General features: G+C 68.8%; 16 protein-coding genes. 7 read left to right on the top strand and 9 right to left on the bottom strand.

All coding sequences use genetic code 11. The features are described 5' to 3' along the window. Positions 1–41: 41 nt before the first annotated feature. On the bottom strand, positions 42–2,198 hold the full coding sequence (metG, locus tag BTH_RS16560) for a methionine--tRNA ligase (RefSeq protein ID WP_025369520.1): 2,157 nt from the start codon (positions 2,196–2,198) through the stop codon (positions 42–44). A 493-nt stretch (positions 2,199–2,691) separates the two neighbouring features. Then, a complete protein-coding gene (locus BTH_RS16565) occupies positions 2,692–3,339 on the bottom strand; it encodes an OmpA family protein (RefSeq protein ID WP_009892480.1) in 648 nt (215 codons plus the stop codon). A 376-nt stretch (positions 3,340–3,715) separates the two neighbouring features. Between BTH_RS16565 and apbC the strand changes: the two genes are divergently transcribed. The 5 genes from apbC (at position 3,716) to BTH_RS16590 (ending at position 9,251) form a co-directional block, all read left to right on the top strand. Beyond that, positions 3,716–4,804, top strand: a complete 1,089-nt coding sequence (gene apbC, locus BTH_RS16570) for an iron-sulfur cluster carrier protein ApbC (protein WP_009892479.1) — start codon at positions 3,716–3,718, stop codon at positions 4,802–4,804. 132 nt (positions 4,805–4,936) lie between these two features. Then, on the top strand, positions 4,937–5,476 hold the full coding sequence (gene sodC / locus BTH_RS16575; RefSeq protein WP_009892478.1) for a superoxide dismutase [Cu-Zn]: 540 nt from the start codon (positions 4,937–4,939) through the stop codon (positions 5,474–5,476). Between the two features lie 104 nt (positions 5,477–5,580). Then, positions 5,581–6,150 carry a dCTP deaminase gene (gene dcd / locus BTH_RS16580; RefSeq protein ID WP_009892477.1) on the top strand — a complete coding sequence of 190 codons (570 nt, stop codon included), beginning with the start codon at positions 5,581–5,583 and terminating at the stop codon, positions 6,148–6,150. A 102-nt stretch (positions 6,151–6,252) separates the two neighbouring features. Continuing rightward, on the top strand, positions 6,253–8,532 hold the full coding sequence (locus BTH_RS16585) for an arginine/lysine/ornithine decarboxylase (protein ID WP_009892476.1): 2,280 nt from the start codon (positions 6,253–6,255) through the stop codon (positions 8,530–8,532). 2 nt (positions 8,533–8,534) lie between these two features. Then, a complete protein-coding gene (locus tag BTH_RS16590; protein WP_009892475.1) occupies positions 8,535–9,251 on the top strand; it encodes a lysozyme inhibitor LprI family protein in 717 nt (238 codons plus the stop codon). A gap of 137 nt (positions 9,252–9,388) precedes the next feature. On the opposite strand, the gene BTH_RS16595 is transcribed toward BTH_RS16590, so the two are convergent. The 5 genes from BTH_RS16595 to BTH_RS16615 form a co-directional block, all read right to left on the bottom strand. Beyond that, entirely contained in the window at positions 9,389–10,063 is a 675-nt protein-coding gene (locus tag BTH_RS16595) for an HAD family hydrolase (RefSeq protein WP_009892474.1), read from the bottom strand. Positions 10,064–10,095: 32 nt separating this feature from the next. After that, the gene (gene argH, locus BTH_RS16600; RefSeq protein WP_009892473.1) at positions 10,096–11,505 is read right to left on the bottom strand and encodes an argininosuccinate lyase; all 1,410 of its coding nucleotides are present in this window, start codon (positions 11,503–11,505) and stop codon (positions 10,096–10,098) included. 255 nt (positions 11,506–11,760) lie between these two features. Continuing rightward, the gene (locus BTH_RS16605) at positions 11,761–14,289 is read right to left on the bottom strand and encodes a fimbria/pilus outer membrane usher protein (protein ID WP_009892471.1); all 2,529 of its coding nucleotides are present in this window, start codon (positions 14,287–14,289) and stop codon (positions 11,761–11,763) included. A gap of 40 nt (positions 14,290–14,329) precedes the next feature. Next, entirely contained in the window at positions 14,330–15,040 is a 711-nt protein-coding gene (locus tag BTH_RS16610; RefSeq protein ID WP_009892470.1) for a fimbrial biogenesis chaperone, read from the bottom strand. Positions 15,041–15,047: 7 nt separating this feature from the next. Continuing rightward, a complete protein-coding gene (locus tag BTH_RS16615) occupies positions 15,048–15,566 on the bottom strand; it encodes a Csu type fimbrial protein (RefSeq protein ID WP_011401892.1) in 519 nt (172 codons plus the stop codon). Positions 15,567–15,958: 392 nt separating this feature from the next. Between BTH_RS16615 and BTH_RS16620 the strand changes: the two genes are divergently transcribed. Continuing rightward, entirely contained in the window at positions 15,959–16,969 is a 1,011-nt protein-coding gene (locus BTH_RS16620) for a Csu type fimbrial protein (protein WP_025369517.1), read from the top strand. Positions 16,970–17,105: 136 nt separating this feature from the next. Here the strand turns inward: BTH_RS16620 and BTH_RS16625 are convergent, their stop codons facing one another. Continuing rightward, on the bottom strand, positions 17,106–17,921 hold the full coding sequence (locus BTH_RS16625) for a helix-turn-helix transcriptional regulator (RefSeq protein WP_009892467.1): 816 nt from the start codon (positions 17,919–17,921) through the stop codon (positions 17,106–17,108). Positions 17,922–18,108: 187 nt separating this feature from the next. On the opposite strand from BTH_RS16625, the gene BTH_RS16630 reads away from it, so the two are divergent. Next, complete coding sequence (locus BTH_RS16630) at positions 18,109–18,864, top strand: class I SAM-dependent methyltransferase (RefSeq protein WP_009892466.1); 756 nt, start codon at positions 18,109–18,111, stop codon at positions 18,862–18,864. A 275-nt stretch (positions 18,865–19,139) separates the two neighbouring features. Here BTH_RS16630 and ppc read toward each other — a convergent pair whose 3' ends face one another. Further along, positions 19,140–22,124, bottom strand: coding sequence for a phosphoenolpyruvate carboxylase (ppc, locus tag BTH_RS16635; protein ID WP_025404072.1), 2,985 nt, complete (start codon positions 22,122–22,124; stop codon positions 19,140–19,142). Between the last annotated feature and the right edge of the window lie 144 nt (positions 22,125–22,268).

The raw sequence follows: 22,268 nt of genomic DNA on the forward strand, positions 1-22,268 counted from the left end.
CGCTTGCGCGGCCCTTGCGGAAGCGTCGCGGCGATGCGCGCTTACTTCACGCGCATGCCGGGCTTCGCGCCGCTGTGCGGCTCGAGGATGTAGAGGCCCGGCTCGGCCTTCTCGTCGGCTGCCGACGCGGCGAGCACCATCCCCTCGGACAGGCCGAACTTCATCTTGCGCGGCGCGAGGTTCGCGACCATCACGGTCAGCTTGCCGACGAGCTGCTCGGGCTGGTACGCGGACTTGATGCCGGAGAACACGTTGCGGGTCTTCTCCTCGCCGACGTCGAGCGTGAGCTGCAGCAGTTTGTCCGAGCCTTCGACCGCCTGGCACGCGACGATCTTCGCGATGCGCAGATCGATCTTCGCGAAATCGTCGATCGAGATGAACGGCGATGCTTCGTCGTCGGCGCTCGCTGCATTCGCGGCTTTCGCGCTTTTCGCGGCCTTCGCGCCGTTGCCGTTCGTCGCGCCGGCCGCGTCGGCCGCCGCGGCGCCTTGCAGCGAGCTGCGGTTCGCCGCGAGGAGCGCGTCGATCTGCTTCGGATCGACGCGGGTCATCAGATGCTGATACGCGCGGATCGGCTGCTCGGACGACAGCGGCTTGTTCGCGTCGGCCCACGTGAGCGGCGCGATGCCGAGGAACGCTTCGACGCCTTCCGCGACGCGCGGCAGCACGGGCTTGAGTGCGAGCGACAGCAGGCGGAACGCCTCGAGGCTCACAGTGCAGGTTTCGTGCAGCGCGACCGCGTTCGCCGGGTCCTTCGCGAGCTCCCACGGCTTTGCGGTGTCGACATAGCCGTTGACCGCATCCGCGAGCTCCATCGTCTGGCGCAGCGCGCGGCCGTACTCGCGCGCCTCGTAGTGCGCGGCGATCTGCGGGATCGCGTCGCGCAGCGTCACGAGAAGCGGATGATTCGTCGCGCTCGCCTGCACGCGGCCGTCGAAGCGCTTGATCAGGAAGCCGGCCGCGCGGCTCGCGATGTTCACGTACTTGCCGACGAGGTCGCTATTGACGCGCGCCTGGAAGTCCTCGAGGTTCAGGTCGATGTCTTCCATCGTCGCGTTCAGCTTCGCGGCGAAGTAGTAGCGCAGCCATTCGGGGTTCAGGCCCGCGTCGATGTAGCTCTGCGCGGTGATGAACGTGCCGCGCGACTTCGACATCTTCGCGCCGTCGACCGTCAGGAAGCCGTGCGCGAACACGTTGGTCGGCGTGCGGTGGCCCGAGAACTCGAGCATCGCGGGCCAGAACAGCGTGTGGAAGTACAGGATGTCCTTGCCGATGAAGTGATACTGCTCGGTCGTCGAATCCTTGCTGATCCACGCGTCGAAATCGAGGCCGCGCCGCTCGCACAGGTTCTTGAAGCTCGCGTAGTAGCCGACGGGCGCGTCGAGCCACACGTAGAAGTACTTGCCCGGCGCGCCGGGAATCTCGAAGCCGAAGTACGGCGCGTCGCGCGAGATGTCCCAGTCGGCGAGCTTCGCCTCGCCCGCGTCGCCGAGCCATTCGCGCATCTTGTTGGTCGCCTCGGGCTGCGCGAGGCCGCTCACCCATTCGCGCAGGAACGCCTCGCAGCGCGGGTCGGACAGGCGGAAGAAGTGGTGCGTCGACGTCTTGCGCACGGGCGTCGCACCCGAGACGACCGAGTACGGGTTGACGAGGTCGGTCGGCTGGTACGTCGTGCCGCACACCTCGCAACTGTCGCCGTACTGATCCTTCGCGTGGCATTTCGGGCATTCGCCCTTGATGAAGCGATCCGGCAGGAACATTTGCTTGACGGGGTCGTACGCCTGCTCGATCTCGCGCTCGGCGATGAACCCCGCCTCCTTCAACGCGAGATAGATCTTCTCGCTGAGCACGCGGTTCTCGTCCGAATCGGTCGTGTAGAAATTGTCGAACGAAACGCCGAAGCTGTCGAAATCGCGCTTGTGCTCGCGCCACACGCGCTCGATCAACTGCTTCGGGCTCACGCCTTCCTGTTCGGCGCGCAGCATGACGGGCGTGCCGTGCGTGTCGTCCGCACCGATGTAGTAGATCTCGTGGCCATGCATTCGCATCGTCCGCGCCCAGATGTCGGTCTGGATGTACTCGACCAGGTGGCCGATGTGAATCTGCCCGTTCGCATAGGGCAGCGCGGACGTGACGAGGATCTGGCGGCGGCCTTGCGGCGCGCCGGCCTGCACGGGGTGGAGGTCGGATGCGGACATAGGGTCTCTGAAGGGACTGCTTGCGGAAAATCGTAGGGAAGCTGCGATTCTAGCAGGGCGGCCGGCCGCCGACGTGCGGGCGGGCCGCGTGCGGCCGCACTCGCCGCGCGGGGCGGCGGTCTCGCGCACGGCGGCGGCGCTTCGCGCGGATGTCACGAAGCGTAATAACTTGCGAATTGAAAGATTTGGACGGGGCGGCTAGATTGATGCCGGCAATGCGGTGCCGAACAGCGCCGGAGAGACGGAAGGGATGTTGCGTTGCAGCGTGCGAATGCGCGGACAAAAAACGCGGGCAAAAAAAACCGGGGCGGACTTTGCCCCGGAGCAACAACGACAAGAGGAGAATGGTGACGCGCCGGCAGCACCAGTCACGTACCGTAAAGACAGACTACGCCGCTCGCAAGAAGTTCGAAAATTTTTTCGAGTTGTTACAAGCTGCCTCGAATGCCTTGTCCGGCGGGGCTCGGCGCGCCATTCTCCGAGTGGGTCGGATTTACTGCGCGGCTTGCGGTGCGCGCAGGTAGATCTCGACGCGGCGGTTTTGCGCGCGGCCGGCTTCCGTCGCGTTGTCGGCGATCGGGTTCGACGCGCCCATGCCTTGCGCCGACAGGCGGGTTGCCGCGACGCCGCGTTGCGCGAGCGCGTTCACGACGCTTTGCGCGCGATTCTGCGACAGCGTCTGGTTGTGCGCGGCCGAGCCCGTGCTGTCGGTGTAGCCGACGACCGATGCGGTGATCTGCGGGTTCTGGTTCAGCGTCGTCGCGAGGTCGTTCAGGAGCGGCGTGAAGGCCGGCGTGACCGCGTACTGGTCGGTCGCGAACGTGACCGAGCTCGGCACGTTCAGCTTGAGCGAGCCGTCCGGCTGCTCGGTGACCTGCGTGCCCGTCTGCTGCGCCGACGGCGCGAGCTTGTTCTTGATCGCTTGCCAGTTGTAACCCGTCACGCCGCCGACGAGCGCGCCGACGCCGGCGCCGATCGCCGCGCCCTTGCCGCCGCCAGCCAGCGCGCCGATGCCCGCGCCGAGTGCGGCGCCCGTGCCGGTGCCGACCGCCGTGTTCGTGCCTTGCTGGGTTGCGCAACCCGCCAGCAGGGCGCCGGCGAGAGCGAAAACGGACAAGCGCGTCGCGATTTTGGTATTCATCTTGGTTTCCTCTCTTGAGTGACTCGACAAGAACAAAAAAGAACTGCTCTTTCGGCGGGGGCGACCCGCGCGCCGACGATCATGCAGGCGCGCGAGCGCCTCGATCCGTCCGGCGTCAGGTGCCGGGGCCGTCTTCATTGCGACAAGCCCCGTTCGCCAGGATGGCTGTTCGGACCGGGCGCGCCCCAGCCTCTACAATATAGGCGGTGTGGCCACCGATGTGGCCCCGAGGCGCGCCGCCCGCGAAGATTGCGCCGCAAGTCGGCTTTACGCAATGGCGTGCAATAAATTCTTTCACTTTTCTCGCTTTGCGCCCGGATATTTGAAGGTTATTGACCTTTTGGGCGATTTTAAGCGACGTTCCCACGGAGTTTCGATGAGTATCGACAGGGCGCTCGTCGACGCCGCACTCGCGGCAGTCGTCGACCCGAACACCGGCCGCCCGTATGCGGCGCACCGCGGCATCCGCAACGTGGCGATCGACGGCGACGCCGTGTCCGTCGACGTCGTGCTCGGCTATCCGGCCAAGAGCCAGTTCGACGATGCGCGCGCGCGCATCGCCGCCGCGCTCGCCGCAGTGCCGGGCGTGCGCGGCGTGCGCGTCGACGTATCGCAGGAAATCGTCGCGCATGCGGTGCAGCGCGGCGTGCAGTTGTTGCCGAACGTGAAGAACATCGTCGCGGTCGCGTCCGGCAAGGGCGGCGTCGGCAAGAGCACGACGGCCGTGAATCTTGCGCTCGCGCTTGCCGCGGAAGGCGCGTCGGTCGGCATTCTCGACGCCGACATCTACGGTCCGTCGCTGCCGACGATGCTCGGCATCCACGAACGGCCGGAGTCGCCCGACAACAAGTCGATGAACCCGCTCGTCGGCCACGGGCTGCAGGCGAACTCGATCGGCTTTCTGGTGGGCGAGGACAACCCGATGGTGTGGCGCGGCCCGATGGCGACGTCGGCGCTCGAGCAGCTCCTGCGCCAGACCAACTGGCGCGATCTCGACTACCTGATCGTCGACATGCCGCCCGGCACGGGCGACATCCAGCTCACGCTCGCGCAGCGCGTGCCGGTGACGGGCGCCGTGATCGTCACGACGCCGCAGGACATCGCGCTCCTCGACGCGAAAAAGGGCCTCAAGATGTTCGAGAAGGTCAGCATTCCGATTCTCGGCATCGTCGAGAACATGAGCATCCACGTGTGCTCGAACTGCGGGCACGAGGAGCACGTGTTCGGCGCGGGCGGCGCCGAGCGGATGGCGCAGGAATACGGGGTTGCCGTGCTCGGCAGCCTGCCGCTCGACATCCGGATTCGCGAGCAGGCGGACAGCGGCGTGCCGACCGTCGTCGCGGACCCGAGCGGCAAGCTCGCCGAGCGCTACCGCGCGATCGCGCGCGGCGTCGCGATCGCAATCGCCGAGCGCGCGCGGGACATGTCGTCGAAGTTTCCGACGATCGTTGTTCAAAATACGTAAAATCCCGCGCCGGCCCGCGTCGTGCGGTGTTTGCGGCGCCGCGAGTCACGGTATCATGACGACTTTCCCGAAGGTCCCCCTTACCGGCCCGGCGGGCGCTCGCCAGAGCGTTCCGCCCGGCATGAGGATCGCATGAAACGACGACTCGACGGCGTGCCGGGGTGGCTCGCGCTCAATGCGCCGCTTGTCCTGGCTGCCATCGGCCTTTTGGCCGGCTGCACTACATTCGCATCGCAACACGAAAAGCGCGCCGACGCGCTGCTCCAGCCGACCGTCGGCAATCAGGCGCGCGGCACGGTGACGCTTGCCGAACGCCCGGACGGCGTGCAGGTCACGTACAACTTCGCGGGCCTGCCGCCCAACAGCGACCACGCGTTGCAGATCCACGAGCGCGGCGATTGCAACGCCGCCGACGGCTCGAGCGCGGGCGTCGTGTTCGCACCCGCGGCCGACCGGCTGCGGGCGGGCGCGCGCGTCGGCGGCGACCTCGGCAACATCCACGCGGATGCGAACGGCGTCGCGGCGGGTTTCATCACCGCGCCGGACGTCGCGCTCGACGGCGTGCGCTCGGTGCTCGGCCGCTCGGTGCTCGTGCATCGCGACCCGGGCGACCCGGCGTTCCCGCAGCACGGCGCGGGCCCCGCGCTCGCGTGCGGCGTCGTGCGGCAATGACGCGAGTCGGTGCGTTCGCGATCGCGTAAAATGTGCGCCTTTCGTGGCCGTCGGACCGTCCGGCGGCTTCCTTCCCGATACGCAGCGTTTTCCGGCGCCTTTTTATGAGCATCAAGTCCGACAAGTGGATTCGGCGCATGGCCGAAGAGCACAAGATGATCGAGCCGTTCGTGCCCGATCAGGTTCGCGCCGCCGAGGACGGCCGCAGGATCGTCAGCTACGGCACGTCGAGCTACGGCTACGACATCCGCTGCGCGGACGAATTCAAGATCTTCACGAACATCAATTCGACGATCGTCGATCCGAAGAACTTCGACGAAGGCTCGTTCGTCGATTTCAAGGGCGACGTGTGCATCATCCCGCCGAACTCGTTCGCGCTCGCGCGCACCGTCGAGTACTTCCGCATTCCGCGCACGGTGCTGACCGTGTGCCTCGGCAAGTCGACGTACGCGCGCTGCGGGATCATCGTCAACGTGACGCCGTTCGAGCCCGAGTGGGAAGGCTACGTGACGCTCGAATTCTCGAACACGACGCCGCTGCCCGCGAAGATCTACGCGAACGAGGGCGTCGCGCAGGTGCTCTTCTTCGAGAGCGACGAAGTCTGCGACGTGTCGTATGCCGACCGCGGCGGCAAGTATCAGGGTCAGCGCGGTGTCACGCTGCCGAAAACCTGATCTGCTTGCATATCGGTCTGACCTATCGCCAGTCCGGGTGACCGCTGCGCCGGGGCATGAACAGCCCCCCGCGCCGCGGTCGTTCTTTTTGGAGAATCGCCCATGAAGTTTCGTTTTCCCGTCGTCATCATCGACGAAGATTTTCGCTCCGAGAACATTTCGGGCTCCGGCATCCGGGCGCTGGCCGAGGCGATCGAGAAGGAAGGCGTCGAGGTGCTCGGTCTGACGAGTTACGGCGATCTGACCTCGTTCGCGCAGCAGTCGAGCCGCGCGTCGTGCTTCATCCTGTCGATCGACGACGACGAGCTGATGCTCGGCGAGCTCGGCGCGGACGGCGAGCTGCCCGAGCTCGCGACCGCGATCATCGAGCTGCGCGCGTTCGTGACCGAAGTGCGCCGCCGCAACGCGGACATCCCGATCTTCCTGTACGGTGAGACGCGCACGTCGCGCCACCTGCCGAACGACATCCTGCGCGAACTGCACGGCTTCATCCACATGTTCGAGGACACGCCGGAGTTCGTCGCGCGCCACATCATCCGGGAGGCGAAGGTCTATCTCGATTCGCTCGCGCCGCCGTTCTTCAAGGAGCTCGTCAAGTACGCGGACGAGGGCTCGTACTCGTGGCACTGCCCGGGCCACTCGGGCGGCGTCGCGTTCCTGAAGAATCCGCTCGGCCAGATGTTCCACCAGTTCTTCGGCGAGAACATGCTGCGCGCGGACGTGTGCAACGCGGTCGACGAGCTCGGCCAACTGCTCGACCACACGGGCCCCGTGGCCGCGTCCGAGCGCAACGCCGCGCGGATCTTCAGCGCCGATCACCTGTTCTTCGTGACCAACGGCACGTCGACGTCGAACAAGATCGTCTGGCACGCGACGGTCGCGCCAGGCGACATCGTGCTCGTCGATCGCAACTGTCACAAGTCGATCCTGCACGCGATCACGATGACGCACGCGATTCCCGTGTTCCTCACGCCGACGCGCAACCACTTCGGCATCATCGGGCCGATTCCGCGCGACGAGTTCAAGCCGGAGAACATCCGCAAGAAGATCGAGGCGAATCCGTTCGCGCGCGAGGCGCTCGCGAAAAACCCGAACGCGAAGCCGCGGATTCTCACGATCACGCAGAGCACGTACGACGGCGTCGTCTACAACGTCGAGCAGATCAAGGACCTGCTCGGCGATCTCGTCGACACGCTGCACTTCGACGAAGCGTGGCTGCCGCACGCGGAATTCCACCCGTTCTACCAGGACATGCACGCGATCGGCGCGGGCCGCCCGCGCACCGGCGCGCTCGTGTTCGCGACGCACTCGACGCACAAGCTGCTCGCGGGCATCTCGCAGGCGTCGCAGATCGTCGTGCAGGATTCGGAGAACCGCACGTTCGACAAGCACCGCTTCAACGAGGCGTACCTGATGCATACGTCGACCAGCCCGCAGTACGCGATCATCGCGTCGTGCGACGTCGCGGCCGCGATGATGGAGCCGCCGGGCGGCACCGCGCTCGTCGAGGAATCGATCGCCGAGGCGATCGACTTCCGCCGCGCGATGCGCAAGGTCGACGCCGAGTACGGCGACGACTGGTTCTTCAGCGTGTGGGGCCCGGACAATCTGTCGGAAGAGGGGATCGGCTCGCGCGCCGACTGGCTGCTCAAGCCGAACGACCGCTGGCACGGCTTCGGCCCGCTCGCGCAAGGCTTCAACATGCTCGACCCGATCAAGGCGACGATCATCACGCCGGGGCTCGACGTGGACGGCGAATTCGGCGAGACCGGCATTCCGGCCGCGATCGTCACGAAGTATCTGGCCGAGCACGGGATCATCGTCGAGAAGACGGGCCTGTACTCGTTCTTCATCATGTTCACGATCGGCATCACGAAGGGCCGCTGGAACTCGATGGTCACCGAGCTGCAGCAGTTCAAGGACGACTACGACAACAACCAGCCGCTCTGGCGCGTGCTGCCCGAGTTCGTCGCGCAGTATCCGCTCTACGAGCGCGTCGGCCTGCGCGATCTCTGCACGCAGATCCACGACGTGTACCGCGCGAACGACATCGCGCGGCTCACGACCGAGATGTACCTGTCGAACATGGAGCCGGCGATGAAGCCGTCCGATGCGTTCGCGAAGCTGGCGCACCGCGAGGTCGACCGCGTGCCGCTCGACGAGCTCGAAGGCCGCGTGACCAGCATCCTGCTCACGCCGTATCCGCCGGGCATTCCGCTTTTGATCCCGGGCGAGCGCTTCAACAAGACGATCGTCAACTACCTGCGGTTCGCGCGCGACTTCAACGAGCGCTTCCCGGGCTTCCACACCGACATCCACGGTCTCGTCGCGGAAGAGATGAACGGGCGCATCGAGTATTACGTCGACTGCGTGCGCGACTGACGATGACGGCAGTCCGCAAGACGCTCGCGCGCTTTGCCGCCGTCGCGCTCGCCGGATGGCTCGCGGCGGCGGCGGGTGCGGCGCACGCCGAAGTCGCCGCCGCCGATCCGATCGACGTCGCGATGCGTCAGTGTCTCGCGCGGCGCGACCGGTCTTCGACGGCGGGCCAGATCCAGTGCATGGACGAGGCGCGGCAGCAGTGGCAGGGCGAGGTCGACGCCGCGTACCAGCGGCTCGTGAAGACCGCGCCCGCGGACGCGCGGCGCGGCTGGCAGGAAAGCCAGCGCCGCTGGCTCGCGTGGCGCAAGGACGAGGCGCATCTGGTGCGCGCGGTCTACGAGACGACGCAAGGGACGATGTACGCGATGGCGAGCGCCGACATGCGGCTGCAGCCGGTGCGCGAGCGCGCGCTCGCGCTGCGCGGCGCCGCCGACCGCTACGCGCAGCCGGGCGGCGGCAAGGGCGCCGTGCACCGCGTGCGGCCCTGCATGCGCGATGCCGCGTGCGAGCACGCGCTCTTCGACATGAACCGCTATTACGAGAAATTGCGCGCGCGGATGCCCGCCGATTCGCGGCAGACGCTCGTCGCCGCGCAGCGCGAGTGGGCGGCGTTCAGCGACGCGATGACGCCGCTCGTCAGCGAGGGCGAGCGCGTCGATCTGATCGGCGCGCGCGTCGCGACGCTCAAGCGGTTCTCCGAGACCGTCAACAATCGCTGAGCGCCGCGCGGGCGGGCGTCACGCCCGCGTTCCGCGCGCATGCCTTCAACGGCCGGCGGCGACGCTCGCCCGATTCTTCCCCAGAGCCTGGATTGCGCGCGCGGGCCGGCGGTGCGCCGCGCCGTTTTCGCGCGAGCTCACAGGGATTGCGCGGCGCGCGGATCGAACCACGCAGGCACGAGCGCGACCGCATCATCGAGCGAATCGAGCACGCGCAGGCTCAGCGCGACGATCTCGGGCGTTGGCGCTTTCAGATCCGGCACGGTGACGACGGATGCGCCCGCGCGCGCCGCGGCGAGCGCGCCGAAATCGCTGTCCTCGAACGCGATGCACGCGGGCGCGCTCACGTTCAGCCGCTCAGCCGCGAGCCGGTAGACGGCTGGATCGGGCTTGCCGCGCGCCACTTCGTCGCCGCCCGCGATCGCGGCGAAATGCCCGAGCACGCCGACCGCGTGAAGCCGCGTGCGGATCACGTCGCACGCGGACGACGACGCCACCGCGCACGGCACGCCCGCATCGGCGAGCGCGCTCAAGAGCGCCTGCGCGCCCGCCTTCAGCGGAAATTTCGGATGCGGCTGCGGCGCCGCGAGTTGCGCGCGCACCTGTGCGGACACCGCGCGGAACGTGTCGTCGCCGAGCAGGCGGGCGAGGATCGTCTGACCTTCGCGGAACGAGCGGCCGACGATCTGCAGATAGTCGGCCGCCGACAGCGCGGCGCCGTGCGCGCGCGCGACGTCGATCCATGCGTTCATGATGGTCCGCTCGGAATCGACGAGCAGGCCGTCCATATCGAAGATCGCCGCTGAAAACATGGGGCTGTCCGTGAGGCGGGCGCTGCGGCGGCTTACTTGCCGAGCGCCGCGCGCGCCGCCTTCGCCGCCGCGCGCACCTGGTCAGGCGCGGTGCCGCCCGGATGGCTGCGGCTCGCAACCGAGCCTTCGAGTGTCAGATAGTCGAACACGTCGCTGCCGATCAGATGCGCGACGTTCGGCAGTTCCTGCTTCATTTCGTCGAGCGTCAGGTCCGCGAGATCGATGCCGCGCGCGTCGCAGATCTTCACCGCGTGCGCGACCGCTTCGTGCGCGTCGCGGAACGGCAGCCCGCGCTTGACCAGATAGTCGGCGAGATCCGTCGCGGTCGAGAAGCCCTGCAGCGCGGCCGCGCGCATCGCGTCCGGCTTCACGGTGATGCCCGCGACCATCTCCGCGAAGATCCGCAGCGTGTCGGCGACGGTGTCGACCGTGTCGAACAGCGGTTCCTTGTCTTCCTGGTTGTCCTTGTTGTACGCGAGCGGCTGGCCCTTCATCAGCGTGAGGAGCGCCATCAGGTGGCCGTTCACGCGGCCCGTCTTGCCGCGCGCGAGCTCGGGCACGTCCGGGTTCTTCTTCTGCGGCATGATCGAGCTGCCGGTGCAGAAGCGGTCGGCGATGTCGATGAAGCCGACGCGCGGGCTCATCCACAGCACGAGTTCTTCCGAGAAGCGCGACACGTGCGTCATGACCAGCGCGGCCGCGGCCGTGAATTCGATCGCGAAGTCGCGATCGGACACCGCGTCGAGCGAGTTCGCGCAGATGCCGTCGAAGCCGAGCGTCTTCGCCACCGCATGGCGGTCGATCGGATAGCTCGTGCCCGCGAGCGCCGCCGCGCCGAGCGGCAGGCGGTTCACGCGCGCGCGGCAGTCGCGCATGCGCTCGGCGTCGCGCGAGAACATCTCGACGTACGCGAGCAGGTGATGGCCGAACGTGACGGGCTGCGCGACCTGCAGGTGCGTGAAGCCCGGCAGGATCGTGTCCGCGTTCTGTTCGGCGAGATCGATCAGCGCGCCGCGCAGGTCGTTCAGCAGGCCGCCGATCCGGTCGATCTCGCCGCGCAGCCACAGGCGGATGTCGGTCGCGACCTGGTCGTTGCGCGAGCGGCCCGTGTGCAGGCGCTTGCCCGCGTCGCCGATGAGCGCGGTCAGGCGCGCCTCGATGTTCAGGTGCACGTCTTCGAGATCGAGCTGCCATTCGAATTCGCCGCGCTCGATCTCGCCCTTGATTTGCGCCATCCCGTGCTCGATCGCGGCGAGGTCGTCGGCGCTGATGATCTTCTGCGCGGCGAGCATGCCCGCGTGCGCGAGCGAGCCGGCGATGTCGACGAGCGCGAGCCGCTTGTCGAAGAAAACCGACGACGTGTAGCGCTTGACGAGCTCGGACATCGGTTCCGAAAAGCGGGCCGACCAGGCCTCGCCCTTTTTGTGCAGTTGGGACGTCATGGCGATTCTTAGAAGGGGAGTGGAGCGGCGCGCGCCGCGAACGGACAACGCGGATTCTAGCATTCGACGGGCGGCCGGCCGCCGCAGGCAGGGCCGCGGCGGCGAGACCGTGCGCGGCGATTGACGCGCGCCGGCGGGGAGGCGCGCTCGCCGCGCGTTGGGCCGCGCGCGTTAATTCACGGGCGTCACGTCGCGGGCGGCGCCTCGCGGGCCTCACGTGACGGGCGGTGCTTCGCGGACGTCGTTTCACGGACGCTACTTCAGGTCGCAGGTCAGCGGCCCGATCGTCGTCGGCGAGCCGTCGGCCGGGCGCGTGTAGTCGAACGCGACCGCGCAGCGCTTGCCGTGGCCCGCTATCTCCAGATGATTGACGGCCCCGAGGCCCGTGACGAACGTGAGCCCGTCGTAGCCGACGATCGTGCTCGCGCCGCTCTCGCGATGCGTGACCGACAGCCCGGGCGGCAGCGGCGCGCCGGACGCGTCCTCGAGCGCGATCGACGCCGACTGTTCGCGCGTGATCGCAAAATGCGCGAGCACGCCCGATCGCGACTGCGGGACGACGTTGACGACCGTGCCGGATACGCGCGCGTCGAGCGGCAGTTTCAGCGTGTCGATGCCGATCCGGTTGTTCTGGTACGCGTTGAGATCCGGGATCAGCAGATGGCCGTTGCCGTCGGTCGTGCCGATCACGCGATTCTCGTGCAGCACCGGCACGCCCGGCGAAGCGTCGGTCGACACGAGCGCGAAGCCGTCGTCGATGCGCCGTGCGAGGAGCGCGCGGCCGTCCATCAGCACGACGGCGCCCGTCACGTCGAGCGCCGCGTTCTGATGCCCCGCGGTCGTCTGCGCGAGCGCCGTCGCCTCGCCCGCGCGGCCGAGGTATTGCGCCTGCGCCTGGCCGTAGCGCATGCCGCCCGCGCCGCCCGCCTGCGCGCTCCAGCCGAAGCCGCCGCCGTAGTCGGGCGCGCGCATCGCGTTCACGTTGAAGACCGTCTCGCCGTTCTGCCGGCCGACGTTCGCGTTGATCGACGTCCGGTTGCCGAGCGCGACGTTCAGGCTCATGAACACGCCGCGCGAGTCGCGCTGATGGAAGTCCTGAAACGCGCTGACGTTGATCGACGCTTGGCTGCCGACGTTGACCGAGTACGACACCGAGCCGATCCGCGACGACTGCAGGCCCGGATACTTGAGGCCGATGTAGCTGATCGCGAGCGTCTGCGAGCGGATGAACGGCAGCGACAGCGTGATGCGATCGGTCGCGCTCGGCACCGGCGTGCCGTCGCGCGCGGCGAGGTCGCCGTAATCGCGGAACGCGCGCAGCGTTTGCGCGTCGATCGAGCAGCGCGAGAGCACGAGCTGATAGCCGAGCCCCGCCTGCGTGCCCGCGAGGCGCCCCGCGCTCTGCGCGACCGACGCGCTCGCGACGCCGGCGCCGCCGAGCCGGACCAGCGCGCCCGCGCCGGCGTTGTAGAGGCCGGGCGTCGCCTCCGCGTGCGCCTCGACGGTCAAGCTGTCGCTCGCGCCGTAGCGCGCGGTCGCGCTCACGGCCGGGCGGCGCGCGTAGTCGAACGAGCGCAGCCCCCACGCGCGCCGCAGGAAGCCCGCCTCGATCGAGTAGCTCGCGAGGCCGGGCGCGAGCATCCGCGTATCGATGTAGAGCGGCAGCGACGTCGCGATCGTGCGCCCGAGCGCGTCGCGCGTGACGACGGTCGCGTTGCCCGCGCCCGTGATGCCCGGCACGCTGTTGATGACGAACGGGCCGCTCGGCACGTCGCCGCTGAACTGGCGCACGCCGTTCACGTACAGATCGACCGTCGACGGCACGACGGCCGTGCCCGCGAGCGTCGGCACAGGGAACGTCACGAGGTCCGGGCGCAGCGCGAAGTTGCTGCGCCATTGCAGGCCGCCGAGGCGCAGCGAGCGCGTCCACGCGAGCGACGACGAGATCGTGTCGCCGAACTGCGTCGTCGTCAGCGATTTCGGATCGGACATGCTCCATGACGTGTCGTAGCGCGTGTAGCGTTGGCCGCCGCGCTGAAAGAACGCGACGCCCGTGCTGCTGAAGACGCCCGCCGGATCGAAGTAGCGCGCCTCGTGCCAGAGCGCCGCGCCCGCGCGGTCGGCCGTCTGGGCGTAGAGGTCGTAGTTCAGCACCGCGCCGCGGCCCGCGCTCGCGGGCAGCGTCGGCGCGAGCGCGCGCGTGTCGAACGTGTGCGGGATGCGCAGCGAGTCGGGCGCGTCGAGGTCGATCGTCTGGCGCGCGGCGTCGTAGCGGTAGCGCAGGCCGTCGAGCGCATCGAGCGCGACGAGCGCGTTTGCCGGCTGACGCAGCCGCGACGTCGCGATGCCGATGTCGTTCAGGTCGTCCTGGCTCGCGTAGAAGCGGCCGTCGGCGACGGCGAAGTGCACGATCAAATGAGTCGGCTGGCCGTTCAGCGAGACGCCGAGATACAGGTCGCTCGCCGGGACGCTCGCGCCGGCGCCGGGGGCGGGCAGGTTCGTCGTCGGGCCGGGCGACGCGGAGCGCGCGGGCGGCGCGGCGGCTGCGGCGAGCGTGGCCCGGGTGTTCGCCGAGGCGGCGGCCGCGCGCGCGGCCGCCGCATGCGCGCCCGCATCTACGCTCCCGTCGCCGGCTTGCGTCGGCGCCGCCGTGCTTCGCGCGCACGCGCCCCGGCTCGCCGCCGCTGCGGCGAACGTCGCTGCGGCGAGCGCGATCGTCAGCCCGACGAACCGTCGATGTCGCCCAAGGTCCGTCGAGCGGTGCGCGAGGCGGACTGTCGGCACGTTCGAGCGAGGGGTTGGTAGGAGCGTTCGGAGTGTGTCGTCAAGGCGGGCTCACGTCCGCCTCCACAGGTCGGGTGTTGATGGTCGCGCGCACCTTGCGGACGTGCGCCGCGTCGAGGCGCAACGGCCATTGCCGCATGCTGCCGGCGAGCGCGTAGCCGAGGAGGCCGGGAGCGATCTCGTACGTCTTGCCCGCGTCGTCGACGAGCCGCACCGATGCGAGCTGCGCATGCCGCTCGCCGCCGTTCGTCACGCGCAGGAACCAGCCCGTCGCGCCGCGCACGACGCTCCAGGCGAGCTTCGGCGGGCCGAGCGCGGCATCGGGTGCGACGAACACGGGAATCGAGTAGCGCAGCCGGATCGCGATGCCGTTGACGACGGGCGCGTCTGGCGTCGGCAGCTCGTCGATCAGCACGCGATAGCTTTCTTCGCGGGTCGGCTTGTCGTGCGCGAGCCGCACGAGCCGCACGAGCTGCTCGCTTTGCCCGCCGATCTGCAGCAGCGGCGGGCTCGCGACGAGTTCCGCCGCGTGGGCGAGCACGTCGTCGCCGTGTTCCTGCGTCCAGCGGAATGTGCGCACTTGCCCGTAGATCGGCCGCGCGCCGGGGTTGCTCAGCGTGACGCCGGCCGCCGGGTTGCCGGCCGCCATCTCGACCGTGACGGGCGAAATCTGCAGCGTTGCGCCGCTCGCGGGCGCGACGGCGCCGGCGATGGCGAGCGCGGCCAGCCAGCGGCGCACGGATGTCGTCACGGACGGTTCAGAACGTGACGGTGGCGGTGACGGTCGACTGGTAGGTATCGGGTTTCGGCGTCGTTTGGGCGGGCACCTGGCCGTACACGTTGAGCGTCTGCGCGGTGCCGTTGCCGGTGCCGCTCACCGTGTCGGTGCCGACCGTGTTGCCCCAGACCGTCGCGTGGCCCGAGTCCTGATAGAGCTGGAAGCCGACCGTCGTGCTGGTGTTGCCCGTCGTCGTGCCGGCGAGCAGGCGGCTCGAGACGGTCGAGCCGGACACGCTGCCCGCGTCGAGCCCGACGTTGTAGGAGGTCGTGTTCGAGCAGGAGACGGACAGCGTCGTTTGCTGATTGACGGCCGTCGCGAGCACGCCGTTCGTGCCGAACGACAGCGCATTGGCGGAAATCGTACAGTTGGCCTGGACCGTCAGCGAGACGGTGAAGGTGGCCGTGGCGGTTGCGGCGGTTGCGGGACGGAACGACGGCGTCGCGACGAGAATGGTGGCGGCGAGAGCCGACAATAGCGGGCGTTGAAGGGCATGCATCGCAATCGCTCCGTAGCTATGGTTGTTTTTTTGTCGCTGTTATGCCGAAAGCGTCGAACTATTAGGCGCGCCATTCAATGAGCGCGCGATAAGCCGAAGACATTCTTTTGCGTTCCTAATAAGCCTAGCCGACGATTTCATTCCCGGCAACGGGAAAATAGCGGTTAATGATCGGGAGATAAACTGACGCATTGAACCCGATACACTGCCGAACGGCGACGGAAAATTCGTGAAAGCCGCACGGCCGCCGGCGGCCATCGGGCGCGGCCTGCCGGATACGGGCGATGCTTGAATGGCTTCATCGCGTATCAGTGTCGGTCGAGCTTCTTTTGGCCTATTGCCGTCAATCGAATGCACCGCGCGTCATGATGGTTATACTGAAGCCGGCCCGAATGCTTGAGATGCGTCAAAAAATGACGATAACGAATATCAGGCAGCGCGATTCGAAACAATGGCTGTTAGCGATGCTTCTCATGTGGCTGCTGGCCTGTCCGTGGGGAGCCGCGCGCGCCGAGACGTGCTCGGTCACGTCGCCCGCGCCGGATTTCGGCTCGGTCGATCCGATCACGCTCGCCGCCGTGTCGACGACCGCGACGATGACGGTCACGTGCACGTGGTCGGCCAGCACGTCGACGCCGAACGTGCTCGTGTGCCTCAACCTCGGCAGCCCGCCGCCGCGCTATCTGACGAACGGGGCGAATCAGATGCAATATGACCTCTACCAGGATTCGGGGCACACGCTGAGCTGGGGCTCGACATATGACGGCACGACGCCGATCTCGTTCACGCTCGTGAAGCCCGGGTCCGGCACCACCGCGAACGCAAACGTCACGATCTACGGCCAGATCGCGTCGAACCAGCCGACCGTGCCGACTGTCGGCAACGCAAGCACCGTCTATTCGCAGACGTTCGGCGGCACGCTGACGTCGCTCAATTACAATTTCTATTCGCTGACGGCAACGCCATGTGCGTCGCAAGCGTCGGCAGGCACGTTTCCGTTCACAGTGAACGCGGCTGTCGTCAACAACTGCTTCATCAGCGCGACGGACGTCGCGTTCGGTTCGACGGGCTTGATCCAGAGCGCGCTGACGGCGACGGGCACGATCAGCGCGCAGTGCACGAACGGCGACGCGTTCCAGATCGCGCTGAACGGCGGCGCGAGCGGCAACGTCGCCGCGCGCGCGATGCAGCCCGCGGGTGGCGGCGGGGCGGTCAACTATCAGCTGTATTTGGACGCCGCGCATTCGACGATCTGGGGCGACGGCACGGCCGGCACGTCGACGGCGACGGGAACGGGAAGCGGGCTGTCGCAGTCGCTCACCGTGTACGGCCAGGTGCCCGTGCAGACGACGCCCGCGCCGGGCACCTACAGCGACACGATCACCGCGACAATCACGTTCTGACGCGGTCCGCCCGGCTTCCGGCGGGCTCGGCTCGGCTCGGCCCGGCTCGGCCCGGCTCGGCCCGGCTCGGCGCGCGGCGGGACGCGGCGCGGCGGATCGTACGCGTGCGGCCGAAGGCAGGCGCGGTTTCGCGCCGTCAGGCGTCTTCCCGAACCAGCACGACGAGCTTCAGGTCATCGCGGTGCGCGGGCTTGAGCGTCATTTGCTGGTAGACGACGCGGCCTTCGCGCGGATGGTCGAACGCGCGTTCGCCGCCTTCGCGCTCGCCGACATCCTGCGACGCCCAGTAGTGCGCGAACGCGTCGCTTTCTGCGAGCAGCGAATCGATCAGCGCGCGGGTGGGCGCGTCGTTCAGATGGCGGATCGTGTCCGCGCGGAATTCGGCGACGAGCCGCCGCGCGCGCGTCTCCCAATCGACGATCAGCGCGCGCGCCGCGGGAGAGGCGAACGTGAAGCGCAGCAGGTTGCGCTCGTCGCGCTCGCCGTCGAGCCAGCCGGTGAAGAGCGCCGCGGCCGCGTCGTTCCACGCGAGCGCGTTCCATTGGCGGTCGAGCACGTACGCGGGCGTCGCGATCAGCTTCACGGCGGCGACGAGCGTATCCGGCACGTCGCTCGCCGCGAACTCGGGCTCGGCCGGATCACGCTGCGCGGCGAGCTCGAACAGATACGCGCGCTCGGCGCGCGACAGCCGCAGCGCGACCGCGATGCGCGCGAGCGCGTCGGCCGACGCCGACACTTCGCGGCCCTGCTCGATCCACGTGTACCAGGTCGGACTCACGCCGCAGAGCTGCGCGACTTCCTCGCGGCGCAGCCCGGGCGTGCGGCGTCGCGGGCCGGGCGGCAGGCCGACTGCCTGCGGCGTCAGCCGCTCGCGATGCGCGCGGATGAACTCGCCGAGCGCGCGGGCGGGCGTGGAATCGAGGGAAGACGGCGGGGCGGGCGGACGGCTCATCTGGGTCGAATCGGCAATGCGTGAGAACGAACGGAAATGCGGCGCTCCGGCCGACAGGCTGGTGGAGCGGATACCAGGATAATTGCTTGGCTTGTACCGGTACCAATCGGACTCTATTGTAGCGGCTCATGACGGCCGACGCAGTCGGCCGGCCGCCTCAGATCCCCACGTGACAAGGAGTTCGCCGATGAAGCATCACGATCGCGTTGCCGCCGCGTTCGGCACGACCGCATCCGCCTATTTGACGAGCGCCGTCCATGCGACGGGCGCCGATCTCGACACGCTTGCCGCCGAGATCGGCGCGACGCCCGGCGCGCGCGTGCTGGATCTCGGCTGCGGCGCGGGCCACGCGAGCTTCGCCGCCGCGCGCGGCGGCGCGACCGAGGTGATCGCGTACGACCTCGCGCCGCAGATGCTCGCGACGGTCGAGGCGGCGGCGCGAGAGCGCGGCCTCGCGAGCGTGCGAATCGAGCAGGGCGCGGCCGAGCGCTTGCCGTTCGCCGATGCGTCGTTCGACTGGATCGTGAGCCGGATGAGCGCGCACCACTGGCGCGACGTGCCGCGCGCGCTCGCCGAAGCGCGCCGCGTGCTGAAGCCGGGCGGCCGCGCGCTGTTCGTCGACATCGCGGGCGCCGATCATCCGCTCGTCGACACGCATCTGCAAACGGTGGAGGTGTTGCGCGACGCGTCGCATGTGCGCGATTACCGCGCGGACGAGTGGCTCGCGTTCTTTGCGCGGGCGGGCTTCGTCGCGCGGGTGCGCGAGCGCTGGCGCCTGTCGATCGGGTTCGACGGCTGGGTCGCGCGCATGAGGACGCCCGACGTGCGTGCGAACGCGATCCGCGCGTTGTGGGCGGACGCGCCGGACGAGGTGCGCGCGTATTTCGACGTGCAGCCGGACGGCTCGTTCAAGCTCGATGCGTTGATGATCGACGCGCGTTGAGGCGGCGGCGAAGGGCGGCGAAGGGCGGCGAAGGGCGAGCCGGGAGAAGCCGGCCCGGTTCGGTCGCGCAAGCCGTGCGCCGGCTCGCGTGATCGCCGTTGCCGCGCGGCGGCGGCCGCGTCGCGCCGATCGCAAGTCTCGCCGCCGCGCGAGCGCCTCCGTCCGAGCCGTCCGGCCACAGTAAAACGGCCGCGCTCGCGCGCGGCCGTCTTCGTTTCGATGCGGGACCCCGCGCCCGGCGCGACGCCGTCCGCGCGAGCGAGGCCCGCTCGCGCTCAGCCCGTATTGCGCAGGCCGGCCGCGATCCCGTTGATCGTCAGGTGGATCCCGCGCCGCAGCCGCGCGTTCGTGTCGCCCGCGCGGTGCCGCTTGATCAGCTCGACCTGCAGGTGGTTCAGCGGATCGAGGTACGGGAAGCGGTTCTTGATCGAGCGCGCGAGGAGCGGATTCGCGGCGAGCCGAGCTTGCGCGCCGGTGATCTCGGCGAGCGCGCTCGCCGTGCGGTGCCATTCGGCGACGATCCGCTCGAACACGTGCTTGCGCAGCTTCTTGTCGGCGACGAGCTGCGCGTAGCGCGACGCGACTGCGAGATCGGTCTTCGCGAGCACCATGTCCATGTTCGACAGCAGGTTCGCGAAGAACGGCCAGGTCTTGTTCATCTTCCTGAGCAGCGCGACGCGCTTGCCGCGCTCGGCCGCGTCCGGCGCGCCGTCGAGATACGCGGCTACCGCGCCGCCGAAGCCGTACCAGCCCGTCAGCAGCAGCCGGCACTGGCCCCACGAGAAACCCCACGGAATCGCGCGCAGATCCTCGATCTTGCGGTGCTTCGGGTCCTGCAGCTTGCGCGACGCGGGGCGGCTGCCGATGTTCAGCTCGGCGATCTCGGTGATCGGCGTCGACGAGAAGAAGTAGTCGGTAAAGCCGGGCGTCTCGTAGACGAGCGCGCGGTACGACGCCATCGCCGCATCGGACAGCGTCTGCATCGCCGCCTCGAACGCCGGCAACTGCTTCGGCGCGTTGCTGTGCGGCGCGAGCGTCGCCTCGAGCGTCGCGGCGACGACCGTCTCCAGATTGCGCCGGCCGATCTCGGGGTTCGCGAACTTGCTCGCGATCACCTCGCCCTGCTCGGTGAGCCGGATCTGGCCGTTCACCGTGCCGGGCGGCTGCGACAGAATCGCCTGATAGGTCGGGCCGCCGCCGCGGCCCACCGTGCCGCCGCGGCCGTGGAACAGGCGCAGCTTGATCCCGCGCTCGTGGAACAGATCGACGAGCGCCAGTTCCGCGCGGTAGAGCTCCCAGTTCGACGTGAGGAAGCCGCCGTCCTTGTTGCTGTCCGAATAGCCGAGCATCACTTCCTGCTCGTGGCCCTGGTGCGCGAGCAGCTCGCCCACGCCCGGCAGCGCGAAGAATTCGCGCATGATGTCGGACGCGTTGCGCAGGTCGGCGATCGTCTCGAAGAGCGGAATCACCATCAGGCCGTTGCGCGCGTTCGCGTGCGGCGCGCCGAGCGTGCCCTCGAAGAGGCCCGTTTCCTTCTGCAGCAGCAGCACTTCGACGAGGTCGCTCACCGTCTCGGTATGCGAAATGATGTAGTTGCGCACCGCGCGCGCGCCGAACTGCGCGCGGATCGCGTGCGCGCGCTCGAGCACGCCGAGCTCGCTCTTCGCGAGGTCCGAGTAGTCGAGATACGGCGAGCGCAGCGGCCGCGGGTCCGCGAGCGCCGCGAGCAGCACGCGCAGCTTGTCCGCTTCGGGCAGCGCCGCGTAGTCGGGCTCGACGCCGCCGCGCGCGAGCAGCTCGGCGATCACCGCTTCATGGATGTCCGAGCTTTGCCGCAAGTCGATGCTCGCGAGATGAAAGCCGTACACCTCGGCCGCGCGCATGAGCGGCGCGAGGCGCGGCGTCGCGAGCGATTCGCCGTGATGCACGGCGAGCGAATCGGTCAGCACGCGCAGGTCGGCCACGAATTCCTCGGCGTCCGCATACGGCGTGGCGCGCACGGGCGCGGCGCCGCGGCCCGCGCTCCTCACGGGCACCGCGCCTTCGCCGAGCCGCACGCGCGCGCTTGCCGCAAGCCGCGTGTAGACGCCGATCAGCGCGCGGCGGTACGGCTCGTCGACGCGGTGCGGCGACTGGTCCGGCGACGCGGCCGCGAGCGCCTTCAGCGCGTCGCTCGCGCCGACGAGCAGGTTCGACACGGAGAGCTCCGCGCCCAGCTTGTGCACCTGTTCCAGGTAATGCTCGAAGATCACCGCCGCCTGGCGATTGATCGCCTCGTCGAGCGTCGCGGCGGTGACGTTCGGGTTGCCGTCGCGGTCGCCGCCGATCCAGCTGCCCATCTGGAAGAACGCCGGCACGCGCGCGGGCAGGCCGTGCTCGGCGAGCGCCTCCTCGATGTCCGTGTAGAGCGCGGGCAGCTCGTCGAGGAACGTCGCGCGGTAGTACGACAGCGCATTCTCGATCTCGTCGGCGACGGTGAGCCGCGCGTCGCGCAGCATCCGGGTCTGCCAGAGCGTCGTCACGCGCGCGCGCAGCAGCGCCTCGTTGTGCGCGCGCTCGCGCGCGGTGAGCGGCTGGTCGCGCTCGGCGAGCAGCCGCGCGATGTCGTGCTGCGCGTCGAGAATGCTCTTGCGCTGCACTTCGGTCGGGTGCGCGGTCAGCACGGGCACGATCAGCGCGCCCTCGAAGAACTGCTTGATCGTCTTCGACGACGCGTCGCCCGCCTGCCTGAGCTTGTCGAGCGCGTACGCGACGGTGCCCGCCTGCGGCGCGGAGCCCGCGAGCGCGTGGATTCTGCGGCGGCGGTTGTGGTGGCGGTCCTCGGCGATGTTCGCGAGGTGCGAGAAATAGCTGAACGCGCGCACGACGCTCACCGTCTGCTCGGGCGTGAGCTTGCGCAGCATCTTCTCGAGCGTCTGCGCGGCGGTCTTGTCGTCCTCGCGGCGGAACTTGACGGCGGTCTGGCGGATCGTCTCGACGACGTCGAACACGGCGTCGCCTTCCTGCTCGCGAACGACGTCGCCGAGCAGGCGGCCCAGATAGCGGATGTCCTCGAACAGCGGGCGATCCTTGTCTTCGCGCGTGCGGCCGTGCGGTTTCGCGGATGCGGCATTCGTCGGCGCGATCGTGCGCGCGGCGGCGCCGTTGGGCTTGCGCGCGGTTTTCGCGGCGCGGCGGGCGGGGAGCTCGGCGTTCGCCGGGGCGGAGGAGGACGAGACAGCATTGCGGCGCGTCGCGCGCGCCGATCCGGAAGACTTCACGATCGATTTCCTTGGGAAAGCACGAGTGAACGGGAACTGCGGTCCAGCAACAGCGAGCGCGATCAAGCGATGCGGCGGCGCGCGCTGCACGGCGCGCGCGGGTGCGTCGGTCGACGAAACCGGGCGACGCGGCGAGCGATGCGG

Source organism: Burkholderia thailandensis E264 (genome assembly GCF_000012365.1).
Lineage (GTDB): Bacteria > Pseudomonadota > Gammaproteobacteria > Burkholderiales > Burkholderiaceae > Burkholderia > Burkholderia thailandensis.

Excerpts from the sequence above, each read along its gene's own strand:
- metG (WP_025369520.1), bottom strand. The coding sequence starts at position 2,198 with ATGTCCGCATCCGACCTCCACCCCGTGCAGGCCGGCGCGCCGCAAGGC.
- BTH_RS16565 (WP_009892480.1), bottom strand. The coding sequence starts at position 3,339 with ATGAATACCAAAATCGCGACGCGCTTGTCCGTTTTCGCTCTCGCCGGC.
- apbC (WP_009892479.1), top strand. The coding sequence starts at position 3,716 with ATGAGTATCGACAGGGCGCTCGTCGACGCCGCACTCGCGGCAGTCGTC.
- sodC (WP_009892478.1), top strand. The coding sequence starts at position 4,937 with ATGAAACGACGACTCGACGGCGTGCCGGGGTGGCTCGCGCTCAATGCG.
- dcd (WP_009892477.1), top strand. The coding sequence starts at position 5,581 with ATGAGCATCAAGTCCGACAAGTGGATTCGGCGCATGGCCGAAGAGCAC.
- BTH_RS16585 (WP_009892476.1), top strand. The coding sequence starts at position 6,253 with ATGAAGTTTCGTTTTCCCGTCGTCATCATCGACGAAGATTTTCGCTCC.
- BTH_RS16590 (WP_009892475.1), top strand. The coding sequence starts at position 8,535 with ATGACGGCAGTCCGCAAGACGCTCGCGCGCTTTGCCGCCGTCGCGCTC.
- BTH_RS16595 (WP_009892474.1), bottom strand. The coding sequence starts at position 10,063 with ATGTTTTCAGCGGCGATCTTCGATATGGACGGCCTGCTCGTCGATTCC.
- argH (WP_009892473.1), bottom strand. The coding sequence starts at position 11,505 with ATGACGTCCCAACTGCACAAAAAGGGCGAGGCCTGGTCGGCCCGCTTT.
- BTH_RS16615 (WP_011401892.1), bottom strand. The coding sequence starts at position 15,566 with ATGCATGCCCTTCAACGCCCGCTATTGTCGGCTCTCGCCGCCACCATT.
- BTH_RS16620 (WP_025369517.1), top strand. The coding sequence starts at position 15,959 with ATGCTTGAGATGCGTCAAAAAATGACGATAACGAATATCAGGCAGCGC.
- BTH_RS16625 (WP_009892467.1), bottom strand. The coding sequence starts at position 17,921 with ATGAGCCGTCCGCCCGCCCCGCCGTCTTCCCTCGATTCCACGCCCGCC.
- BTH_RS16630 (WP_009892466.1), top strand. The coding sequence starts at position 18,109 with ATGAAGCATCACGATCGCGTTGCCGCCGCGTTCGGCACGACCGCATCC.